16 protein-coding genes are annotated in these 21,086 nt (G+C 71.8%); 7 read left to right on the forward strand and 9 right to left on the reverse strand.

The window, feature by feature from the left end; genetic code table 11:
• Window positions 1-218: 218 nt before the first annotated feature.
• Window positions 219-917, reverse strand: coding sequence for a hypothetical protein (locus WMF36_RS44520; protein WP_437576932.1), 699 nt, complete (start codon window positions 915-917; stop codon window positions 219-221).
• Window positions 918-1,223: 306 nt separating this feature from the next.
• Between WMF36_RS44520 and WMF36_RS44525 the strand changes: the two genes are divergently transcribed.
• On the forward strand, window positions 1,224-3,149 hold the full coding sequence (locus WMF36_RS44525; RefSeq protein ID WP_437576933.1) for a fructose-1,6-bisphosphatase: 1,926 nt from the start codon (window positions 1,224-1,226) through the stop codon (window positions 3,147-3,149).
• Window positions 3,150-3,185: 36 nt separating this feature from the next.
• Here the strand turns inward: WMF36_RS44525 and WMF36_RS44530 are convergent, their stop codons facing one another.
• Window positions 3,186-4,349, reverse strand: coding sequence for a hypothetical protein (locus WMF36_RS44530; protein ID WP_437576934.1), 1,164 nt, complete (start codon window positions 4,347-4,349; stop codon window positions 3,186-3,188).
• Between the two features lie 217 nt (window positions 4,350-4,566).
• On the reverse strand, window positions 4,567-5,361 hold the full coding sequence (locus WMF36_RS44535; protein WP_437576935.1) for an OBAP family protein: 795 nt from the start codon (window positions 5,359-5,361) through the stop codon (window positions 4,567-4,569).
• Window positions 5,362-5,995: 634 nt separating this feature from the next.
• Between WMF36_RS44535 and WMF36_RS44540 the strand changes: the two genes are divergently transcribed.
• Window positions 5,996-8,203: a glycoside hydrolase family 3 protein gene (locus WMF36_RS44540; RefSeq protein WP_437576936.1), complete on the forward strand. Its 2,208-nt coding sequence runs from the start codon at window positions 5,996-5,998 to the stop codon at window positions 8,201-8,203.
• 48 nt (window positions 8,204-8,251) lie between these two features.
• Here WMF36_RS44540 and WMF36_RS44545 read toward each other — a convergent pair whose 3' ends face one another.
• The 5 genes from WMF36_RS44545 to WMF36_RS44565 form a co-directional block, all read right to left on the reverse strand.
• Entirely contained in the window at window positions 8,252-9,229 is a 978-nt protein-coding gene (locus WMF36_RS44545) for an NADPH:quinone oxidoreductase family protein (protein WP_437576937.1), read from the reverse strand.
• Between the two features lie 100 nt (window positions 9,230-9,329).
• On the reverse strand, window positions 9,330-9,962 hold the full coding sequence (locus tag WMF36_RS44550; protein WP_437576938.1) for a hypothetical protein: 633 nt from the start codon (window positions 9,960-9,962) through the stop codon (window positions 9,330-9,332).
• A gap of 54 nt (window positions 9,963-10,016) precedes the next feature.
• The gene (locus tag WMF36_RS44555; RefSeq protein WP_437576939.1) at window positions 10,017-11,198 is read right to left on the reverse strand and encodes an oligopeptide/dipeptide ABC transporter ATP-binding protein; all 1,182 of its coding nucleotides are present in this window, start codon (window positions 11,196-11,198) and stop codon (window positions 10,017-10,019) included.
• Entirely contained in the window at window positions 11,195-12,535 is a 1,341-nt protein-coding gene (locus WMF36_RS44560; protein WP_437576940.1) for an ABC transporter ATP-binding protein, read from the reverse strand. The genes WMF36_RS44555 and WMF36_RS44560 overlap by 4 nt, the downstream gene beginning before the upstream one ends.
• Complete coding sequence (locus WMF36_RS44565) at window positions 12,532-13,221, reverse strand: DNRLRE domain-containing protein (protein WP_437576941.1); 690 nt, start codon at window positions 13,219-13,221, stop codon at window positions 12,532-12,534. The genes WMF36_RS44560 and WMF36_RS44565 overlap by 4 nt, the downstream gene beginning before the upstream one ends.
• 240 nt (window positions 13,222-13,461) lie before the next feature.
• Here WMF36_RS44565 and WMF36_RS44570 point away from each other — a divergent pair, with 240 nt between their 5' ends.
• The 3 genes from WMF36_RS44570 to WMF36_RS44580 all read left to right on the forward strand — a co-directional run bounded on the left by WMF36_RS44570 (window position 13,462) and on the right by WMF36_RS44580 (window position 17,532).
• Entirely contained in the window at window positions 13,462-13,899 is a 438-nt protein-coding gene (locus WMF36_RS44570; protein ID WP_437576942.1) for a hypothetical protein, read from the forward strand.
• A 560-nt stretch (window positions 13,900-14,459) separates the two neighbouring features.
• Entirely contained in the window at window positions 14,460-16,139 is a 1,680-nt protein-coding gene (locus tag WMF36_RS44575) for a DUF1592 domain-containing protein (RefSeq protein ID WP_437576943.1), read from the forward strand.
• A 46-nt stretch (window positions 16,140-16,185) separates the two neighbouring features.
• On the forward strand, window positions 16,186-17,532 hold the full coding sequence (locus tag WMF36_RS44580) for a DUF1552 domain-containing protein (protein ID WP_437576944.1): 1,347 nt from the start codon (window positions 16,186-16,188) through the stop codon (window positions 17,530-17,532).
• A gap of 96 nt (window positions 17,533-17,628) precedes the next feature.
• Here WMF36_RS44580 and WMF36_RS44585 read toward each other — a convergent pair whose 3' ends face one another.
• Complete coding sequence (locus WMF36_RS44585) at window positions 17,629-18,459, reverse strand: hypothetical protein (RefSeq protein ID WP_437576945.1); 831 nt, start codon at window positions 18,457-18,459, stop codon at window positions 17,629-17,631.
• A gap of 245 nt (window positions 18,460-18,704) precedes the next feature.
• Between WMF36_RS44585 and WMF36_RS44590 the strand changes: the two genes are divergently transcribed.
• Together WMF36_RS44590 and WMF36_RS44595 are read left to right on the forward strand one after the other, a co-directional pair.
• Complete coding sequence (locus tag WMF36_RS44590; protein ID WP_437576946.1) at window positions 18,705-19,445, forward strand: SDR family oxidoreductase; 741 nt, start codon at window positions 18,705-18,707, stop codon at window positions 19,443-19,445.
• Between the two features lie 94 nt (window positions 19,446-19,539).
• On the forward strand, window positions 19,540-21,078 hold the full coding sequence (locus WMF36_RS44595) for an aminopeptidase P family protein (protein WP_437576947.1): 1,539 nt from the start codon (window positions 19,540-19,542) through the stop codon (window positions 21,076-21,078).
• Window positions 21,079-21,086: the final 8 nt, after the last annotated feature.

The raw sequence follows: 21,086 nt of genomic DNA on the forward strand, positions 1-21,086 counted from the left end.
GATGCCGGCTGACTCCCGGCCAGGACGCCGCGCTCCCAGCCTCCTCACGCGCCCGCATCCCACGCCCACCGCTCAGGATTTCCGCCGCCCGGCGCGCTTCCTCGAGCGCCTCGCCGCGCCTCCCGGCCGCGAGCAGGACGTCGGCGAGCGTCGCGAGCGCGTACGGCCGGTGCCCGGCCGGCAGCGACGCCGCGGGAGCTCGCCCGTGAGCGCGCAGGTCAGTGCGCGGCGGTGCGCTCGTGCCGCCGCGCGACGGCCGCGATGGCGACGGCGATCAGCGCGGCGAGCAGGAACCCCCCGCCGAAGGCGAGGCCGATGACCCAGGGCTGGATCGCCCTCCCCAGGCCGTCCGCGAACCCCGTGGCGGCGGCGCGGCTCGCGCGCTCGATCGCGGCGCTCGAGCAGCCCGGGTCGCCGGCGGGGCAGCCTGCGAGCTGCTCCACGAGCTGCGCCGTCCCCTCGCGCGCCACCGCCCTCGCCGCCGCGCCAGAGCCCTGCTCGACGAGGGTGACGAGCGCCCGATCGTGCTGGAGAGCGCCCTGGACCACGGCGCTGCTCACCGCCTCGCTCGTCTGCGCAATCACCGGCTCCAGGCTCTCCGCCTGCCGCCCGATCTCCGCCGCGCCCGCCCGCACCGCATCGTGGACGATGGCCCCCACGAGCGGCCGTTCGCGTTCCCGCGCGCCCTCGGCCGCCCCCTCGCCCGATCCTCCGGCGGGCGCGGCCCGGTCCTGCGCGCTGCGGTCGAGCGCCTCGAGCGTGCCGCGGGTCGCCTGCTTCGCGGCCTCACGGACGCACCCCGGGGCGAGCAGGAGGGAGGCGATCAGCGCCGCCGCGGCCGCTCGGCCGGAGCGCGCCGCCTCGCCCGTGCGCGGCGCCGCGGGCGCATCCGGTCCGGGAGAGAGCGAACATTGCACAGCCGCGGTGGCCTTCATCAACCGTGCCCGCCGCGCGCCCGCCCGTGCCCGCCGCGCGCCCGCGCGAGCTCGGGCAGCTCGACGGGAGCGCGCCGCGCGATGGACGGCCTCTTTTCGCGCGACGAGCTCGCGGACGCCATCCTCGGAAACCGCGGGAGCACGGCGGAGCGCCTCCGCGCCCAGGGGGTGGAGCGCTGTGACGGCGCGGCGCCGGTGCGTCGATGTTCTGCAGCAGCGCGTCGGCGCTTCTCCACAGCGCGCTCGCCTGATGTGGCGGCCGGCGCCTTTGCTCTATGCTGCAGCGCCATGCTCGACACGCGGGAGCTGCCCTTCCTCCGCGCCCTCGCGGCCCGGTATCCGACGACCGAGGCCGCGCTCTCCGAGATCGGCCACCTGCGGGCGATCCTGTCGCTTCCGAAGGGGACGGTGCACGTGGTCAGCGACGTCCACGGCGAGCACAGGAAGCTCAAGCACATCATCAACAACGCCTCGGGGAGCCTGCGGCCGCTGGTCGAGCGGGTCTTCGGCGACCGGCTCACGGCGGGCGAGAAGCGCGCGCTGCTCTCGGTCATCTACTATCCTCGCGAGAGCTACGCGCGGGTCGCGGCCGGCGGCGAGGCGGAGCGGCGGGCCTTCCTGCTCTGGACGCTCGCGCGCGAGGTCGAGGTCATCCGCGAGCTGTCGCTGCGCTACACGCTTCGCCAGGTGGAGCAAGCGTTCCCGGACGACATGCGCGGCCTGCTCCGCGAGCTCGTCTCGGCGCGCGCCACCCTCGGCGAGGGCGGCTACCTCGACGCGCTCATCGACCCGTTCGTGCAGCATTGCCGCGAGATCGAGATCCTGCGCGCCACGGCGCGCGTCATCCGGAATCTGACCGTCTTCGAGCTCGTCGTGGCGGGCGATCTCGGCGATCGCGGTCCCCGGCTGGACAAGGTGATCGAGTACCTGATGCGCCAGCCGCGCGCGCGGGTCGCGTGGGGCAACCACGACGTGAGCTGGATGGGCGCCAGCCTCGGCCAGGAGGCGCTCATCGCCACCGTGGTCCGCCTCTCGCTCCGGTACGGGCGCCTCGAGCAGCTCGAGGAGGGCTTCGGCATCCCGGTCGCCCCGGTCGACCGGCTCGCGCGCACCGTCTATGCCGACGACCCGGCGGAGCGCTTCGCGGTGCGGGGCGAGGGGCTGCGCGACGCGCTCCTCATGGCGCGGATGCAGAAGGCGATGGCGGTCGTGCAGTTCAAGCTGGAGGGCCAGCTCTGCCGGCGGCGCCCGGAGCTTGCCCTCGATCACCGGTGCTTGCTCCACCGCATCGACCCGCGCGCGGGGACGGTGGCGATCGACGGCGAGGTGTACCCGCTCCTCGACGCGCGCTTCCCGACCGTCGATTTCGCCGATCCGTACGCGCTCACGCCGGAGGAGGCGTCGTGCGTCGCGCTGCTCAAGGAGTCTTTCGTGAAGAGCCCTGTCCTGTCGCGCCGGATGCGCTGGATGGTGCAGCAGGGGACGACGTGGCTCCGGCGCGATCGGGCGCTCATCTTTCACGGCTGTGTCCCGGTGGACGGCGAGGGCGCGTTTCTCCCGTTCGTGGTCGACGGCGAGCCTCGCCGCGGCAGGGCGCTGTTCGACGCGCTGGAGCGCGTTGTGCGCCGGGCTTTCCGGGCGGGCGCGCAGGAGGACGTCGACCTGCTCTGGTATCTCTGGACCGGCCCGCTCTCGCCCATGTTCGGCAAGGACCGGATGACGACGTTCGAGTCCTATTTCGTGGCCGACGCGAGGACGCACAAGGAGACGAAGAACCCGTATTTCCACCTGATCCACGACGCCGGCTTCTGTGGCCGGGTGTGCCGCGAGTTCGGCCTGGACGAGGAGCGCGGGCTCATCGTGAACGGGCACGTGCCGGTGCGGGTCGAGCAGGGGGAGTCGCCGATCAAGGCGTCGCACCGCGCGGTGACGATCGACGGGGCGTTCTCGGAGGCCTACGGCGACAAGGGGTACACGCTCGTGCTCGAGGCGAGCGGGGCGCGGCTGGCGCAGCACCATCACTTCACGTCGGTCGAGCAGGCGGTGGAGGCGGGGGAGGACATCATCCCCGAGATCTCGGACGTGGAGGTCTACGAGGCCGAGCGCCGGGTGGGGGATACCGAGAAGGGGGAGGAGCTGGTGCGGGAGATCGAGATCCTGGAGCGGCTCATCGTGGCGTATCGAGACGGTGCGCTCCTGGAGCAGGCGAGGTGACGTGAGGCGCGGCGGTCGCCGCCGCGCCTGGCCTCGTCACTCCAGCTGACCGTCCGCGATCCAGTCGATGAGCGTCTGCTGCTCCTCGGCCGTCAGGCAGGCCGGGTTCTCGACGTCGAGCTCCGGGTCGCCGGTGCATCCGCGGTTGCGCGGCATGGAGCCGTCGCTGATGCGGAGGATGGCGCACGCGCCCTGCGTCATTGTCACGGGCTCACCCGATTCATCCACGATGCACGGGGGCGAGTTTGCGATGAGCCGCGATGACGCGTAGGTGATCGCGAAGCCGCTGGCTGGCGGGGGAGTCGTGCGGGTGTGGCAGTCCGAGCACTTCGCCAGCAGGATCGGCTCCACGTCAGACCATCGGACGGCATCGTCGCCTGCGCCGCCCGCGCCGCCGCCGGCGCCACCCTCGCCCGTGTCGCCGCCCGCGCCGCCTGCGCCGACCGCGACGGCGGAGGACTCGCCGCCCGCGCCGCCTGCGCCGACCGCGACGGCGGAGGACTCGCCGCCCGCGCCGCCTGCGCCGACCGCGACGGCGGAGGACTCGCCGCCCGCGCCGCCAGCGCCGACCGCGACGGCGGAGGACTCGCCGCCCGCGCCGCCAGCGCCGACCGCGACGGCGGAGGACTCGCCGCCCGCGCCGCCAGCGCCGACCGCGACGGCGGAGGACTCGCCGCCCGCGCCGCCAGCGCCGACCGCGACGGCGGAGGACTCGCCGCCCGCGCCGCCTGCGCCGCCTGCGCCGACCGCGACGGCGGAGGACTCGCCGCCCGCGCCGCCTGCGCCGACCGCGGTGGTGGTCGTCGTCGTGGGATCGCCGCCCGCGCCGCCGACGCCGACGGTGGTGGTCGTCGTCGTGGGATCGCCGCCCGCGCCGCCGGTACCCGTCGTGGGATCGCCGCCGGCGCCGGTAGCACCGCCCTCACCGCCGGTGCCGGTAGCGCCGCCCTCACCGCCGGTGCCGGTAGCGCCGCCCTCACCGCCGGTGCCGGTAGCGCCGCCCTCACCGCCGGTGCCGGTAGCGCCGCCCTCACCGCCGGTGCCGGTAGCGCCGCCCTCACCGCCGGTGCCGGTAGCGCCTCCCTCACCACCGGTGCCGGTAGCGCCGCCCTCACCGCCGGTGCCGGTACCGCCGGTGATTGTGCCTGTATCGTCGTCACCGCATGCGGTGAGCGCTAGGACCAGCGCGCCCGTGGTCATGAAGAGACGGATCGAAGTACGTGGAATAAAGACCATGCGCGGAGAATAGGCACGTACCGCGTCGCGGGTAAATGCCGCTGACGGCGAATGCAAGATTTCGCCATTGCCACCTTGGCGGATTACGCTTCCGCTGAATCACCGCACCCGACGCCCGGGCTCGGCTGGTGGCTCGCCCTGCGATGACGCCGCTCCGCCCTGCCGGCCTCGTGCGGCCGCCTCATGGCGTGTCGCCCGGCTGCTTCGCCCGGACGCCCTCCGGAGCCCCGGTCGCGTTCGGAAACCTGGACTTGAGATCGTCCACGCCACGCTGCGGGTTCGCGATCGCCGCGAGATCGGCGCGCTCCTTCCGCTTCTCGGCGGTGCTGCTCCCGGTGCGCTTGTCGCGCGCCTCCAGGAGGGCGGCCGGCGCCTCCCCATCGCGGTTGTACGACCACGCGAGGAGCGGCTGGCCGACCGGGAGGTTGTGCGCGGCGGGGTGTTTCAGATGTCCAGTGTCCCAGATGTGCCACGTCTTGCCGTAGCTGTTCATCTTCTTCTTGAGCGCCGCCTTCTCGGCCACCGACGGGACGCCGGGCAGCGTCAGCTGTCCTGAGAGGATCTCGTAGTTGTGCGGGTGCCAGCGCTTCTTCTCGTCCTCGGGCAGACCCTCGAACATCGGCTCGGAGATGATGTACTCCACCCCGATGATGTTTGCGTCCTTCGTGTTCCCGTCGAAGATCACACACTGCGTGAACTCTTCATTGACCCCTTTGCAATAGTGATGGGCCTCCATGTGATGGTCCGGGTTCTCCTTCATCACATGGAATCCGTCCAGGTAGTGGTCGATCGCTCGCACGGGGCTCAGATCCTGGAGTGCTTCTGCGCCTTTCTCGAGGATCTTTGTATCGATCTTCTTCTCCTGCCCCGGCGGGGCGCCTTGATTCGACGGGGGCGCGTCTGCCTGGCCGCAGCCGGCGGAGAGCCCAGCCGCAAGCACGAGCACGGCAATCGCAAGGTGAGGACGTCTCGCCATCGTCAGGATCTCCCAGGGAATGCGGCCTGCGCGATCTGCGCGATCTACGTGAGCTGCAAATCTGCGGCCACCGTCCGAAAAGATGCTCTTCCCCCCGGGTCGCGGGGCAGGCCGTGGCCTTCTTGCGCCGGTTGTGGCGTTCTGCCACGGGTGAATTACCGCGCTGCGCCATCCGGTTTGCGTATTGCCGCGCGACTCGGACTATGGTTAACGGGTGGGTGTTCCAGGACGCGCCGTGTCATCCGGCGCGCCGCGAGGGTCGCGCCAGGATCGAATTCATGGCTGCGACGCGACGCGCCGGCTGCGGCGCGCGGCGTGCAGCCCGCGGCGCGCGCATCGAAACGGCGATCGATCCCTCGTTCGCGGCGTGAGGGGGGCTTGCGTGCGGGTGGAGTCATGGATTAGAACATTCCCATTCTGTCTTATGTTGTCTTACACCCATCGCGTGGCGACCGGCCTGGAGCAGGGGGTGACCTCCGGGCCTCCGAGCACGAGGCCTGTTATCGGCCGTCCTGCTCGATTCGTTCGCGGGCGAACGGCGCGCGGGGCTCATCCCGATCGACGCTTTGCTTGACTGTCACGGTTCACCTCAGAGCCCATCCTTCATCTCATTGACATAGAGAGGGGAGCACCTATGCGCCTCACACGGTATGCGACATGGATCATGGCGGCGGCGGTTGTTCTCGCGCCGGCCGCCTGCGGGGACGACACGTCCGACAATCCGAGCAGCTCATCGACCGGAGCGGGCGCCGGCAGCGGCAGCGGTAGCGGCAGCGGCAGCGGCGCCGGCAGCGGCACCGGCACCGGCGGCAACGGCAGCGGCGCCGGCGACAGCACCGGCGGCAACGGCAGCGGCGCCGGCGACAGCACCGGCGGCGGCGGCAGCGGCGCCGGCGACAGCGTGGGTCTCCTGCCCTGCGACGGCGGCTGGCCCGAGGTAGAGAGCGCGATCGCGAAGGATCCGGCCATCGAGGCGGCCGTCGCCGAGCTCCTCGGCCGGATGACCCTCGAGGAGAAGGTCGGCCAGATGGTGCAGGCCGAGATCGGCTACATCACGCCGGAAGAGGTCAAGCAGTACAACATCGGCTCCGTGCTCAACGGCGGCGGCTCCTGGCCGGGCGGTAGCAAGAGCGCGTCGGCGGCCGACTGGGTCGCGCGCGCCGACGCCTTCTACAAGGCCTCGGTGGACACGTCCGGTGGCCGCGCGGGCATCCCGATCATCTGGGGCATCGACGCGGTGCACGGGAACAACAATGTCCGCGGCGCCACGCTCTTCCCGCACAACATCGGCCTGGGCGCGGCGAACGAGCCCGCGCTGCTCGAGCGCATCGGCGCCGCGACGGCCAAGGAGGTCGTCGCCACGGGGCTCGACTGGACCTTCGCACCGACGCTCGCGACCGTCCGTGACGACCGGTGGGGCCGCACGTACGAGGGCTACTCCGAGGATCCGCAGATCGTGAACGCCTACGCCGGCCGGGTCGTGCAAGGCATCCAGGGCGCCGCGAACAGCCCTGATCTCTTCGGTGCTTCGCGCGTCATCGCGACGGCCAAGCATTTCATCGGCGACGGCGGCACCGACAAGGGCGATGACCAGGGAAACTACCTCGGGTCCGACACCGAGCTGTGCGAGATCCACGGTCAGGGGTACATGTCCGCCATCCCGGCGGGCGCGCAGACGGTCATGGCGTCGTACAACCGCGTGCGCGGCGACAAGATGCACGGCAAGGGCGATCTGCTCACCGGGGTGCTGAAGGACAAGTTCCACTTCGACGGCTTCGTCATCGGCGACTGGAACGGTCATGGGCAGGTGAGCGGCTGCACGAACGACTCGTGCGCGGCCTCGATCAACGCCGGTGTGGACATGATCATGGTCCCGACCGACTGGAAGGCGTTCTACACGAACACCCTCGCTCAGGCGAAGTCCGGCCAGATCAAGATGGAGCGGGTCGACGACGCCGTGACCAGGATCCTGCGCGTCAAGATGCGGGCTGGGCTCCTCGGCCCGAAGAAGACGAAGGGCGCCCCGTCGGAGCGGATGTTCGCGGGGGAGCAGTCGGTGCTCGGCGCTGCGGAGCACCGCACGCTCGCGCGCGAGGCGGTCAGGAAGTCGCTCGTGCTCCTCAAGAATGCGGGCTCGGTGCTTCCTCTCGCTCCGTCGGCGAAGGTGCTCGTCGCGGGCAAGTCCGCGGACAACCTCTCGAACCAGGCCGGCGGGTGGTCGCGGACGTGGCAGGGCACGGAGAACACGAACGCCGACTTCCCGGGCGCCACGTCGATCTACGCGGGGATCCAGGCGCTCGTGTCGGGGGGCGGCGGCCAGGCGATGCTGAGCGCCAACGGCGCCGCCGCCTCGTCGGGGAGCTTCGACGCGGCGATCGTGGTGATCGGCGAGACCCCCTACGCGGAGATGAAGGGCGATATCCAGCCCGGGAAGGACGCCGATGACAACATCGAGCACGCGAAGACGCTGGAGCACGCGCGCTTCCACCCGGAGGACCTCCAGGTGCTCCAGGCCATCCGTACCGCCGCGCCGGAGCTGCCGATCGTGACGGTCTTCCTGTCGGGCCGCCCGCTCTACGTGAACAAGGAGCTGAACCTCTCCGACGCGTTCGTGGCGGCGTGGCTCCCGGGGTCGGAGGGCGGCGGCGTGGCCGACGTGCTGTTCGGTGCGCACGAGTTCCAGGGCAAGCTTTCGTTCTCCTGGCCCGGGAGCGAGTGCCAGCTCGTCAACCGCAACGACGGCAAGACAGCGCAGTTCCCCTACGGCTTCGGCCTGACCACGAAGGACCAGGACACGCTCGGCACGCTCGCCGAGGCGTCCACCGGGACCGCCTGCAACTGAGCCCTTCTTCCGTGCCGCCGCCGCTCGCCCGAGCGGCGGCGGCGCCCCTCATCGCTGCGTGGTGAGCACCACCTTGCCGGTGGTCGCGCGGGACGCGACCGCCGTCATGGCGGCCTTCGCGTCCGCCATCGGCAGCACGGCGGAGACGAGCGGCTTGATCGCGCCCTTTCCATACATCGCATAGAGCGCGTCCTGCGCGCCCCGCGTCACGGCGGGCTCGGCGCGGCTGTAGGTGCCCCAGTAGAGGCCGATGACCGCGTAGTTCTTGACGAGCAGGTGGTTTGCGCGCGCCGCGGGGAAGCGGCCTGAGGCGAAGCCGATCACCACGATACGGCCCTCGAAGGCGACGCACTTGGTGGACTGGTCGAAGACGTCTCCGCCGACGGGGTCGAAGATGATATCGGCGCCTCGGCCCGAGGTCCGCTCCTTGACGATGGCGACGAAGTCCTCGTGCCGGTAGTCGATCGCGACGTCTGCCCCGAGCGCGCGGCAGACCGCCCCCTTCTCCTTTCCGCCTGCGGTCGCGATGACGGTCGCGCCGGCCGCCTTGGCGAGCTGGATCGCGGCGCTGCCGACGCCGCCTGCGCCGGCGTGCACGAGGACCGTGTCGCCGGGCTTGATGCCGGCGCGGCGGTGCAGCGCGAGATAGCCTGTCTGGTACGTGATGGTCAGCGCCGCCGCGTGCTCGAACGGCATGCCGTCGGGGAGCGTGTACGTCGTGCGCGGGCCTGCGATCACGTGGGTCGCGTACCCTCCCGAGCCGGGCAGCGTCGCGGCCACGCGGGTGCCTGGCGGCAGCGACGGCTCGCGGCTCTCGACGACGACGCCGGCGACCTCGAAGCCGGGGATGAACGGCGGAGTCGGCTTGACCTGATGGGTGCCCGCCGTGAAGAGCACGTCGGGGAAGTTGATCGCGGAGGCGGCGACCTCGATCCGGGCCTCCCCCTCGGCGAGCGGCGGGTCGTCCACCTCTTCCCAGACAAGGATCTCGGGGGAGCCGAAGGAGTGTCCGCGCCAGGCGTGCATGGTGCGCGGACCTTAGCAGAAAGCCCGGCCGACCCCGGCCAGTCGCCGCGACGGCATCGCCGCGCGCCAGGACCCCCGGCGGGATCGCTGACACGCGAGATCAGCGGACGATCTCGATCGCCAGCTTCGCCGTCACGGAGCCCTGCTCCTGCCCGTCGAACGTCACCTCGACCTCGTAGGTCCCCGGCGCGAAGAACTCGTCTTCCGGATTGTCCGTGTCCGATGGCCCGGTCCACTGCCGCCCCGACCACTGGATCGCCTGCGTCGCCGTCGTCGCATCGACCTGCACGGTCGCTGCGTCGTCGGGAGCACAACACCCCATGTCGCACAGGCAGTACTGCTGTGGATCCCCCGCCGTCGACAGCCCGCTGATCTGGTACGTGACGAACGAGCGTGGATCCGAGCTTGGCTTCACGCAGCGCCCGCACCCATCGGAGGCCGCGATCTCGAGCGGAGGGACGCTCGAGTCGGTCGTGACCGTGTACACGAACTCTGCCGGTTCGCCCCTCCAGTAAACGCACCGGCTCGACTCGATCGATATCGTCACGCCCGGGATCGTGCCCTGAACGTCGCGCGCCGCGCACGGCTCGGCCCCCGGCGGGACCCCGCGGTCGCTGCCGCTGCTGTCGCCGTCACCGCCGCTCCCGCCGCCCTCCTTGTCGCCGCCGCATCCCGTCACGCACGCACTGGACAGCAGGGCTATCGCCAGAGCTCGAAGCATGTCGTTCGCCATTTCCTCACCTCTCCATCTTTCGCGCCACGCCGCCGGCCTGCCGCGCGCTCGTCGTCACTCCCCCTCGGGGTACCAGCACGCCACGCGGTGGCCGCTCCCGGGGACGAGCTCCTCGAGCGGCGGGATCTCTACATCGCACTTGCCCTCTTCCGCCTTCCGGCAGCGCGGGTGGAACACGCAGCCCTCGGGCGGGTTGATCGCGCTCGCCGGCGCGCCCGGCAGCAGGCGGCGCGCCTTGCCCCCTCGCTCGAACGACGGCGTCGCGTCGAAGAGCGCGCGCGTGTACGGGTGGTGCTGCCGCTCGGCCACGCCCTGCGCCGGGCCGATCTCCACGATCCGGCCGAGGTACATCACGGCGACGCGGTGGCTCACGTGCTGGATGACGCGGAGGTCGTGCGAGATGAACAGGAGACCGAGCGAGAGCTCGTCCTGGAGCTCCTCGAGCAGGTTGACGATCTGGGCCTGGACCGAGAGGTCGAGCGCGCTCACGGGCTCGTCGCAGACGATGAAATCCGGGCGCACCGCGAGCGCCCTGGCGATCGCGACCCGCTGCCGCTGCCCGCCGGAGAGCTCGTGGGGGAAGCGCCCCATCATGTCCGGCCGCAGCCCGACCTTCTGGAACACGCCCTCGACCATCGCGGTCTCCTCGTCGCGGCTCCGCGCGAGGCGGTGGATCACGATGCCCTCGCCGACGATCTCGCGCAGCGTCATGCGCGGATTGAGCGAGCCATACGGGTCCTGGAAGACGATCTGCATCCGCCGGCGCATGGTCCTGAGCGCGCGAGCCGAGAGGGCGGTGAGGTCCACGCCGTCGAAGAAGACGCGGCCGACCGTGGGCTCGATGAGCCGGATCGCGAGGCGCCCGAGGGTGCTCTTGCCCGAGCCCGACTCGCCGACCAGGCCGAGCGTCTCGCCGCGGTGGATGTGGAAGCTCACCCCGTCGACCGCCTGCACGAACGCCGGCTTCGCGAAGGGGCCGCGCTGCACCGGGTACAGCTTCGAGAGCCCTTCGGCCTGGACGAGCGGCCGCTCGCCCCGCGCGCTGTCGAAGCGCATGCTGTCGGGGCGGCCGCTGTCCGGGCGCATGCTGTCGGGGCGGCCGCTGTCCGGGCGCATGCTGTCGGGGCGGCCGCTGTCCGGGCGCATGCTGTCCGGGTGTGCCGCGCCGGCGCCGTCGCTCGGGCCGGGCGGCGGGGAGCCGCTGGCGGGCGGCGGGAGGCCGCGGTCGCGCGTCACGCGGCGCCCTCGTCGCCCGCGCGCCCCGGGCCTGCGAGGAGAAAACACCGCGCCGCGTGGTGCCCCGCGCCGGGCGGGACGGCGTACATGTCCGGCGCCTCCACGCGGCAGCGATCGAACACGGCGTCGCAGCGGTCGCTGAAGCGGCAGCCGCGCGGCGGATCGCGCAGGTCGGGGAGCCCGCCCGGGATGGTCGGCAGGCGCAGCGCCCGCTGGCCGCGCACGCGGGGCGGGCGGAACCCGCGCGCCGGGACGCTCCTGAGGAGCGAGCGCGTGTACGGGTGCGTCGGCGCCGCGAGCACGTTGCGCGCCGGCCCTCGCTCCACGACGACGCCGGCGTAGAGGACGACGATCTCGTCCGCGAGCTCGCCGACCACCGCGAGGTCGTGCGCGATGAGCAGGAGGCTCATCGACGTCTCGGCCTTGAGCCGATCGAGGAGGTCCAGGATCTGCGCTTGCGTCGTCATGTCGAGCGCGGTGGTCGGTTCGTCGGCGATGAGCAGCGAGGGCCCTGCCGCGAGGGCCATCGCGATCATGACGCGCTGGCGCATCCCGCCGGACAGCTCGTGCGGATAGCTGTTCGCGCGCACCTCGGGCTCGGGGAAGCCGACCTTGCGCAGGAGGCTCACCGCGTAGAGCCGGGCGGCGCCGCGGGACATGGGCAGGTGCAGCCGGACGGCCTCGGCGATCTGGGCGCTGACCGTGTAGACGGGGTTCAGCGACGTCATCGGCTCCTGGAAGATCATGCCGATCTTCCCGCCGCGCACGGCGCGCATCTCGCGCTCGCTCAGCGCGAGGAGGTCCTGGCCCTCGAGCTCGATCGCGCCGCCGTCGATGGCCGCGTAGGGCGCGGGCAGCAGCCGCAGGATGCTGAGCGCGGTCACCGTCTTGCCGCACCCCGACTCGCCGACGAGCGCGACGGTGCGCCCGCGTGGCACCGTGAACGAAACGCCGTCGAGGGCGCGGGTGACGCGGCCGTCGGCGGTGAACGAGACGCGCAGGTCGCTCACCCGGAGCAGCGCGGGCGGCGGGGCCTCCTCGGGCGCCTGTGGGGGCGCGGCGCGGAGGAGCGGGAACGGGCGCACGCTCGCCGTCGAGCGCCGGGTGACGGCGGGCTCGTCGTCGTCATCGTGGAGGCCGCGCGCGAGGGCGCCGCGCGCGAGGGGCGGTGCGCCGGGGGTGAGCGGTGCGCCGGGCGTGGACGGTGCGCCGGGCGGGGTGCTGGGCGTGGAGGGCCTGCGCCAGCCGCCGTCGTGGCGGATGAGCGGAAGGGGGAGCGAGTTCCGCGCGCCGAGGTCGTCGTCCTCGTCGCCCTCGTCGTCCTGGCCGGCGCTCACCGTACGTACACCTCGAGGAGGGGGCCGGCGCCCTGGGAGATGCCCATCGAGTAGGCGGCCCCGACGGCGTCTTTGCCCGGCGCGAGGATGGCGATGCCGTGGTCGTCCTTGCGCCGCCTGGCCCAGTCGCGCACGAGCGAGGTGACGTCGATCCGCAGCGGCGTCGCCGGGCGGCGCCGCACGATGGCGGCGGCTTCCGGGATCGACAGGCGCGGCTGCCGGCCCCACGTGGCCGTCTCGGAGCGCCACGGCTCGAGGATGCGCGCCACCTCCAGGGTGATCGCGTGCTCGGCGGGCGGCGCCAGCGGGGCTGGCTCGAGCAGGACGAAGGCGCTCGCGATGTCGGCGTCGACGCCGAAGGTCGGCGTGAACCGGAGCAGCACCACGACGTCGCCGGTCCCGGCGCGCCCGAGCGCGATCGCGTCGGGGACGCCGGGTGTGGCCGCGGCGTCGCCGTCCTCCGCGATCACGGCCAGGTCCGCCGGCCGGAGCAGCACGCGGCGCGCGTCGATGGGCGAGGGGAGGGCGCTCGGCGGTCGGCAGCGCCCCGCGACGCAGTAGCGGGCGCCGCAGACGCCCGCGCCCGCGCACACGCCCGCGTCCGTCGCGGGGGCGCCGCCGCAGCCCAGGAGCGGCGGCGCCGCGAGGAGCAGGGCCACGGGCGCGAGGGCGGCGAGCAGACGCACGGCGGGGGCGACCATAGCAGAGGGCGGCCCCGCTGACAGGGGCGCGGCTCGCCGGGGGCGGCGAAGGCGCGGGGCGGCGCGGGCGGGGCGGCGGCGTGCCCGGAGCAGCGATCCGAGGCGCGGGAGAGGCTGCGGTGTGCGCCCGGGGCGCCGGGGGCCGGGTGGAGGGGAGGCGATGCCCGTTACAGGCGTTGAGATCCCTGTTGTCGGGCAGCGGCCGCTCTGCTGGGATGCCGTGTCGTGCGTGTTCGAGCCGTTACCTTCCTGAGGGCGCTCGTGATCGTTGCCTCCTTGCCCGCGGCGCTCGTTGCCTGCGGGAAGAAGGCGCCGCTCGGGTCTCCGTGCCGCGCTGACGACGACTGCGCCTCCGGCCTCGCCTGCCACCGCGAGCAGTGCCTGCACGAGGGGAGCGCGCGGCGTCTCCGCGAGGAGGAGCAGCGCGCCTCCGGCGACGCCGGCGCGCGGAAGGTCGGCGACCGCATCGAGGTCGAGTGGAAGGGGTCGTACAAGCCGGCGATCATCACCGGCGTCGTCGCCCGTGGCTCCTACCGGGTCCACTTCGAGGGCTACGACGCGCAGTGGGACGAGGTCGTGACCGAGGCGCGCATCAAGGGAGGCGCGCGGTCGGGCCCGGGGCCGAGGACGGCCATCCCGGCGGCGAGCAGCTCGTCGCCCTGAGCGGCGGAAGGCCGGTTTCAGAGCACGCGCAGCTCGCCGGCGGGGACCGGGAACGGTGCCGCCAGGGCAGCTGAGCTGGTGGTGGCCGGATTTGAACATGAAGGCGGGAAGGCGGGAAGAAAAGGTCAATGATCTTCCCGCCTTCCCGCCTTCATGTGCATCACTCCGGGGCAAATAGGGCCACCCGTGCCGTGGAGCGTACGTCATCGAGTCCTCGCCGAGGCAAGGAGTGATCTGTGATATCGGGTAATCCCGGTGAGCTGATTTATACAGCAACGGTACGATTCGGTCGCCATGCCGACGTGCTGTTCTCTGCCGGGCTCCTCGTGCACCGCCGCGCGCCGCTGGCTCGACGCGAGCCAGCAGCGTGGCAGCCAACGATCCGCGCCATGCGGTGATCAGAAGCGCGTGCTATGGGAATGTAGCCCCTGCCCCGAGCTGACGCCGGGGCGCGCACGTTCCGCCTTGCTTCAAAAGTTCGCCTCAGACCACGACGTGGCGCATCGCCGGAATGCCTCGGCGTGCGTCAGGTGCGCTCCACCTGAATGGCTGGTCACTCCATGAGCAAGACAATGCCGTCCGACACCGATCGATCGGTACCGTTCCACCGGCGTTCCCTCGCGGCGGGCGCATCCGCGATGGCGCTCTTCTGCCTGACGGCGGTTGCCTGTACCGGGCAGCTCGGCGACGACAGCTCTGACGACGGCACGCTGATCGACCCCGTCACGGGGCAGCCCACAGCGCAAGACTGCAGTGTCGCTCGAACGAGCCCCAGCGTCCTGCGCCGCCTGTCCCGGCTCGAGTACCAGCTGACGCTCCAGGACCTGTTCGAGCTCGCCGAGCCGCCCGTCGTCGACAGTATCCCGGAAGACACCGGTCAGGGCGGATTCCGGACGATCGCCGCCCTCCAGAACGTGTCGGATCAGCACCTTCGGGCCTACCTGGGGACGGCGGAGGCGCTCGGGCAGGAGCTCATGGCCGACGAGGCGCGTCGGGCCTCGGTGCTCGGCTGCGAGCCGGAGGCCTCCGATTGCCTCGAGCGCTTCGTGCAGCGCTTCGGCAAGCTCGCGTATCGAAGGCCACTGTCCTCCGAGGAGGTGAGCGACCTGGTCGGGCGGGCGAGCGAGGTCGCGCAGGACAGGGCGGACGCGTTTCGCTTCGTCATCGAGGCGCTGCTCACCTCGCCCAGCTTCCTGTTCCGGATCGAGGTCGGCGCGACCGGCGCGGAGACGTCGCCCCTGTCGCCGCTCGAGCTCGCCTCCCGTCTGTCGTTCACGCTGTGGGGCCGGTCCCCGAGCGCAGAGCTCCTGTCGCAGGCAGAGGCCGGCGAGCTCGACACCCCCAAGGGGCTCCTCGCGGTCGCGGAGGAGATGGTCGAAGACGAGCGGACTCCGCGCTTCTACAACGCCTTCTTCAAGCAGTGGCTGACGTTCGAGCAGCTCCGTCCGCCGGCCAACCCGGACGCGTCGACGCCCGCCCTCCTGGGGGACATGATCACCGAGAGCGAGCTCCTCCTCGACGAGCACGCCTTCACCCCGGGCGTCGACTTCTTCGACGCGCTCACCGCGAATCACACGTACATCAGCCCGGCGCTCGCGAAGTTCTATGGCATGGAGGCGCCGGACGACGGCATGACACGCGTGGAGTTTCCGGACGACCACCACCGGGCGAACACCGGGCTGCTCACGCACGCCAGCCTGATCAGCGCCAAGAACGACGGCGACCTCATCTCCGTGCGCGGCCAGTGGCTTCGGCAGGCCTTTCTCTGCGAGAAGATCCATATCCCCGCCGGGCTCCTCGAGGAGCTGGAGAGCGAGCTCGCCGGGCTGAGCTACCTCGAGGTCGTCAAGAAGCGCAACACCCAGGCGGGGTGCGCCGGCTGCCACGCGCGCATCGATCCGATCGGCGTCGGGTTCGCCCAGTACGACAAGCAGGGGCGGTACGACGGGAGCATCGCTATCGACGAGTTCGGGCTCGAGCCGCGCCTCCAGGGCGCAGCCAACGAGTCGTTCGACTCCCTCGCTGCCCTGGCGGCGGAGCTCCGGCAGAGCCCGAAGCTGGCCGCGTGCGTCGCGGAGAAGCTGTTCACGTACACCCAGGGACGCGAGCCGGCGGTCGAGGACCGCTGCGCCATCGACGCCGCCGCGGAGAGCTTCGCGCAGGACGGCAACCGGTTCCGTTCCTTCCTGACCGCCATCGTGCAGTCTCCGGCGTTCCGGCTGCGAAGGGCGCCAGAGTGATGTGCTCGCAACCCGTCCGACCGATGATGGAAGAGGAGTGTCGCCAGTGAAGATCTCGAGAAGAGCTCTGCTCCGCGGCGCCGGCGTCGCGGTCGCCTTGCCGTTCCTCGACGCGATGCGACCGCAGCGCGCCAGCGCCGCGCCGGCGGATCAGAAGCGCTTCGTGGCCTTCTTCGTTCCCAACGGCACCGACCCCGGCGTGTGGCACCCGCGCACGGCGGGGCCGCTCTCGGCCGAGGGGCTGACGCCGGCCCTCGTGGACATGAAGGGCTTCGCCGCCGAGCGCGAGTGGCCGGCGGGCGATCCCATCTGGAGCGATGTCACGATGGTGTCCGACGTCGACCACCAGGTCATCTGCTCCGAGATCCACAGCCCGGCGATGGCGCTCTGCGCCCACACCGACGGCGGCGGACAGTCCGTCCCGCGCAAGGCCACGCTCGACCAGTACCTGGCCGATCACATCGCGGCCGAGACGCCTTACCGCAGCATCAACGTGTCGCCCACGGGCGACACGGCGGTCACACAGGGCTTCACCTCGTTCCGGGACGGCGGTCAGGTCGAGGACGCCTTCCGCGACCCGGCCCGCCTGTTCGACACGCTCTTCAGCAACCTGGGCGACCCGAGCGAGGGGATGGACGACATCCGGCGGCGCCGCGCCAGCGTCCTCGACTGGGTGAGAGAGGACGCAAGGCGGCTGAACCAGCGCCTCGGCGCGGCGGACCGGGCGCGCGTGGAGCAGCACCTCGAGTCGGTGTTCGAGCTGGAGAAGCAGATCCAGTCCACGACCCAGTCGAGCTGCACCGTCCCCGGCGAGCCCCCGCGGGGGCTCGACCTGCACGGCAAGTTCAAGCAGATGATCGATCTCGGGCTGCTCGCGCTCACCTGCGACCTGACGCGGGTGCTCGTCCTGCAGTACTCGAACAGCTGGGGCCTCGATTTCGCCGGCTACGACCTGCCCGACGGCGTGGGGGACTGGAGCGACCACTTCATCTCGCACAAGCTCGGCGACCGCGATCGCGCGACCGATCTCGACGGCCTGCCGCAAGCGGAGGCGATGCGCATCGCCAACGCCCGCGTCGTCCAGACCTCGCGGTTCAAGGTGCGCCGCTTCGCCTACCTGCTCAACGCGATGAAGGCCGCCACCACGGCGACAGGCAACCTCCTCGACGAGTCGCTCGTGCTCTACACGTCCGAGAACGGCGACGGCGACTCCCACGGTCGGAAGAACATGCCCATCATGCTGGCCGGACACGTGGGGGGCTTCCAGACAGGCCGCGCCGTCCGCGCGAACAACGCGCCTACCGGCGGGCTCCATTGCTCGATCATCAACTACTTCGGCGTCGAGCTGTCGAAGTACGGCGACCCGGCGAGCGGCCCGATCGCCGGTCTGTGAGCCGCGCGGCCGGCCGATCGACGAGGCGAGCGCAGGCTCGGCGCCGCCGCGCGCCCGCGCTCAGGTGAGCTCGAGTGCTCGTCGTGAACCTGCCTGTCAGTCGATCTGCAGGTGGTAGTGCGCGGGCGTCGTCTCCTCGATGACCAGGACGCCCCCGACCTCCGCGGTGCTCTCGAGGAACGCGCGCTTCTCCTTCGGCGACATGGTCCTGTTGCGCACGTCCACGGCGCCTCGGCGCAGGTGCGCAGAGACGTAGATCCCCCGGTCGATCTGGTCCTGGATGACGGCCTCCATGGCGGCGACCACCTGCTCCGGCGGTTTGTCCGAGCGCGCCTTGTACGCCTTCTTGATCTCCAGGATCGCCGCCTTGTTCCGGTAGAGCTTGAGGAGATCCTCGCCGAGCCTGAGCTTCGTGAACATCGCCCTGGCCTGTCGGTTCGCGTCGCGTGTCCCGCTCGTGATCACGAGGTGCTCGCGCGTGCGCCGCGCGTACTCCCGGTCGATCTGCTCGAGCTTCGCGGCGATCTTCGCGGGGAGCATCACGCCCGGCAGCACCTCGTACGGCGGCGGGGTCCACGGCTCCACGGGCACGGCCTTCCCGAGCGCCGTCAGGGGCGGCAGCTGCGCGCGCCGCTCCTCCTCCGCCGACGGCAGCTCGTCGCAGTCGAGCGACGGCGCGCCCGCCGCGGCGGCGCGCGGGGCGGCGCTGGTGGCGGCGACAGCGCGCGGGGGGCTCTGGGCTCGCGGGGCGGCGCTCGCCGGCGCGGCGGCAGCGCCGGTGTCAGGCCCATGGAGGCCGGGCAGGTCGAGGCCGGGCAGATCGATGGACTCGAGCTTCTCCTTGCATCCCGCGGCGCACAGCAGCGCGGCGGTGAGGGCGCACAGGCGCCACGTCAGCTCCCTGGAGCGCTTGCGTGTCGGGGGCATCGGCAAAGCCGGCGCAGCGTGCCACGGGGCGCGTCGCGGGAGAAAAAAACGGCGACAGCGGGCGCGCGCGTCGGAGCACCGAGCCGCAGGAGCCTGCGAGGCGGGCGAGTCAGGAGGGCGTCATGGACGCGGAGCTCGAGAGACCGCGACGTGACCCTCGCCCTCGGGCCGTCCGCTCGCGGCCCTGACCGCTATCGATGCGGTCCCTTCGACGCGCGCGGCGCCACATCGGCTAAACGGCGTCCATGCCCCACGTTCCCTTGACCGGCCGTGTCGCCCTCGTGACCGGCGCCGGTACCCGCATCGGCGCCGCGACCGCCCGCGCGCTCGCAGCCGCGGGCGCCGACCTGGCCGTCCACTACGCCACGAGCGGCGCCGGCGCGGACGCCGTCGTCGACGAGGCGCGCGCGCTCGGCCGGCGCGCCGTCGCGCTCCAGGCGGACCTCTACGATCGCGAGGCGCTCGCCGCGCTGGCCCGTGCGGTGCTCGACTGGTCGTCCGGCCGGCTCGACCTGCTCGTCCACAATGCGGCGAACTTCGAGCGGGTCCCGCCGGCCGAGCTCTCCGCCGACGCCTGGGACCGCGCCATGGCGCTCAACGCCACCGCGCCGTACCTGCTCACGCTCGAGCTCGCTTCTGCGCTCCGCGCCTGCCACGGAAGCGTCGTCGCGGTCGTCTGTGTGAGCGCCGAGCGCCCGTGGAGGAACTACATCCCGTATTCGGTCTCCAAGGCCGCGCTCGCCCACCTCGTCCGCGGCCTCGCGGTGGGGCTTTCGCCTGACGTGCGCGTCAACGGCATCGCACCCGGGACGGTCCTGCCGCCCTCTTCCTACGACGAGGCCACGCTCGCTCGCCTTCGCGAGCGCATCCCGCTCCGGCGCCTCGGCGAGGCCGAAGACATCGCGCGCGCCGTGGTGTTCCTTGCTGAAAACGACTTCATCACCGGCCAGATCCTCGCGGTCGACGGCGGCGCTTCGGTCGCGTGAGGCGCCGCCTCCCGTAGGGGACGATCCGCGCGGCGGGTCGGGCGCGCGCTTTGGCTTGAACGACCCTGCCCGATCGACCCATAGTTTGAGCCCCATGAGCCACACGCCCGAGACCAGCGCCGCCCCTCTCCAGGCAGATCCTGCCCCCAGCGCGCCCACCGGCAGCGGCCCGGCCGAGGCGCCCGCCGCTGCGGTCGCCGGTGCCGAGGCCAAGCCGGCCAGCCACGACTCGACGCTGCCGGAGGCCCTGATCGCGTTCATGCTGGACCGCTGGGCGCCGGCTCCCAGCGAGCTCCCCGAGCCGATCGCGCACGCGGAGGTGTTCGCTGCCCGCCGCCGCGCCCTCTCGAAGCTCTTCCCGGCGGAGACGCTCGTCCTCTCGACGGGGCACGAGAAGGTGCGCGCCAACGACACGCACTACCGCTTTCGCCCCGGCTCGGACTTCTTCTATCTGACGGGCAACCTCGAGCCTGACTGCGTGCTCGTCCTGCAGCCGCAGGAGGGGGGCGGGCACCGGGACATCCTCTTCGTCGAGCCGAACCCCGGGCGCAGCGACAAGACGTTCTTCACCGATCGCGCGAAGGGAGAGCTGTGGGTCGGCCCCCGCCTGGGCGTCGAGCAGAGCCGCGCGCGTTTCGGCGTCGACGAGTGCCGCGGGCTCCCCGAGCTGGACGCGTACCTGAGCGGCCTCGTCGGCACGGTGACGCGTCCGCACCGCGTGCTCCGCGGCATGTCCGAGCGCGTCGACAAGCTCCTCGCCCGGCACGATCGCGACAAGCAGCTCGGCGAGGCGCTCTCGGAGATGCGCCTCCTCAAGGACGCCCTCGAGGTCGAGGAGCTCGAGGCGGTCGTCGCGTCGACGAAGCGGGGCTTCGAGGACGTCATCCGTGCGCTCCCGCGAGGGCGGAGCGAGCGAGAGCTCGAGGGCGTCTTCAACCTGCGCGCCCGGGTGGAGGGCAACGACGTCGGTTACGGGACCATCGCCGCGTCGGGACACCACGCCTGCATCCTGCACTGGACGAGGAACGACGGCGCGCTCGAGCCGGGCAAGCTCCTTCTGCTCGACGCCGGCGTCGAGGGGAACGCGCTCTACACCGCCGACATCACCCGGACGTTGCCGATCAACGGGAAGTTTTCCCCGGAGCAGCGCGAGATCTACGAGCTCGTGCTCGAGGCGCAGGAGGCGGCGATCAACGAGGTGAAGCCGGGCAACGATTTCATGGAGCCGAACCGCGCGGCGATGCGGGCGCTCGCCCGGGGGCTCGAGCGGCTCGGCATCCTGAGCGTCTCGGCCGAGGAGGCGCTCAAGGAAGACAAGCAGTTCTACCGCCGGTACTCGCTCCACAATGTGAGCCACATGCTGGGCCTCGACGTGCACGACTGCGCGCAGGCGCGGCAGCAGGTCTACAAGTTCGGCAAGCTCAAGCCGGGCATGGTGCTCACGGTGGAGCCTGGCCTGTACTTCCAGATCGATGATGAGACGGTCCCGGCCCGCTATCGCGGCATCGGCGTGCGCATCGAGGACGATATCCTCGTCACGGAGACCGGATATCGGAACCTGTCGATCGATATCCCGCGGACCGTGAGCGACGTGGAAGCGTGGATGGCCGGCCTGTGGGCGGCGGCGAGGTGATGTGAGCC

Origin of the sequence: Sorangium sp. So ce887 (assembly GCF_051521455.1) — a bacterium.
In the GTDB taxonomy this organism is placed as follows: domain Bacteria; phylum Myxococcota_A; class Polyangia; order Polyangiales; family Polyangiaceae; genus Sorangium.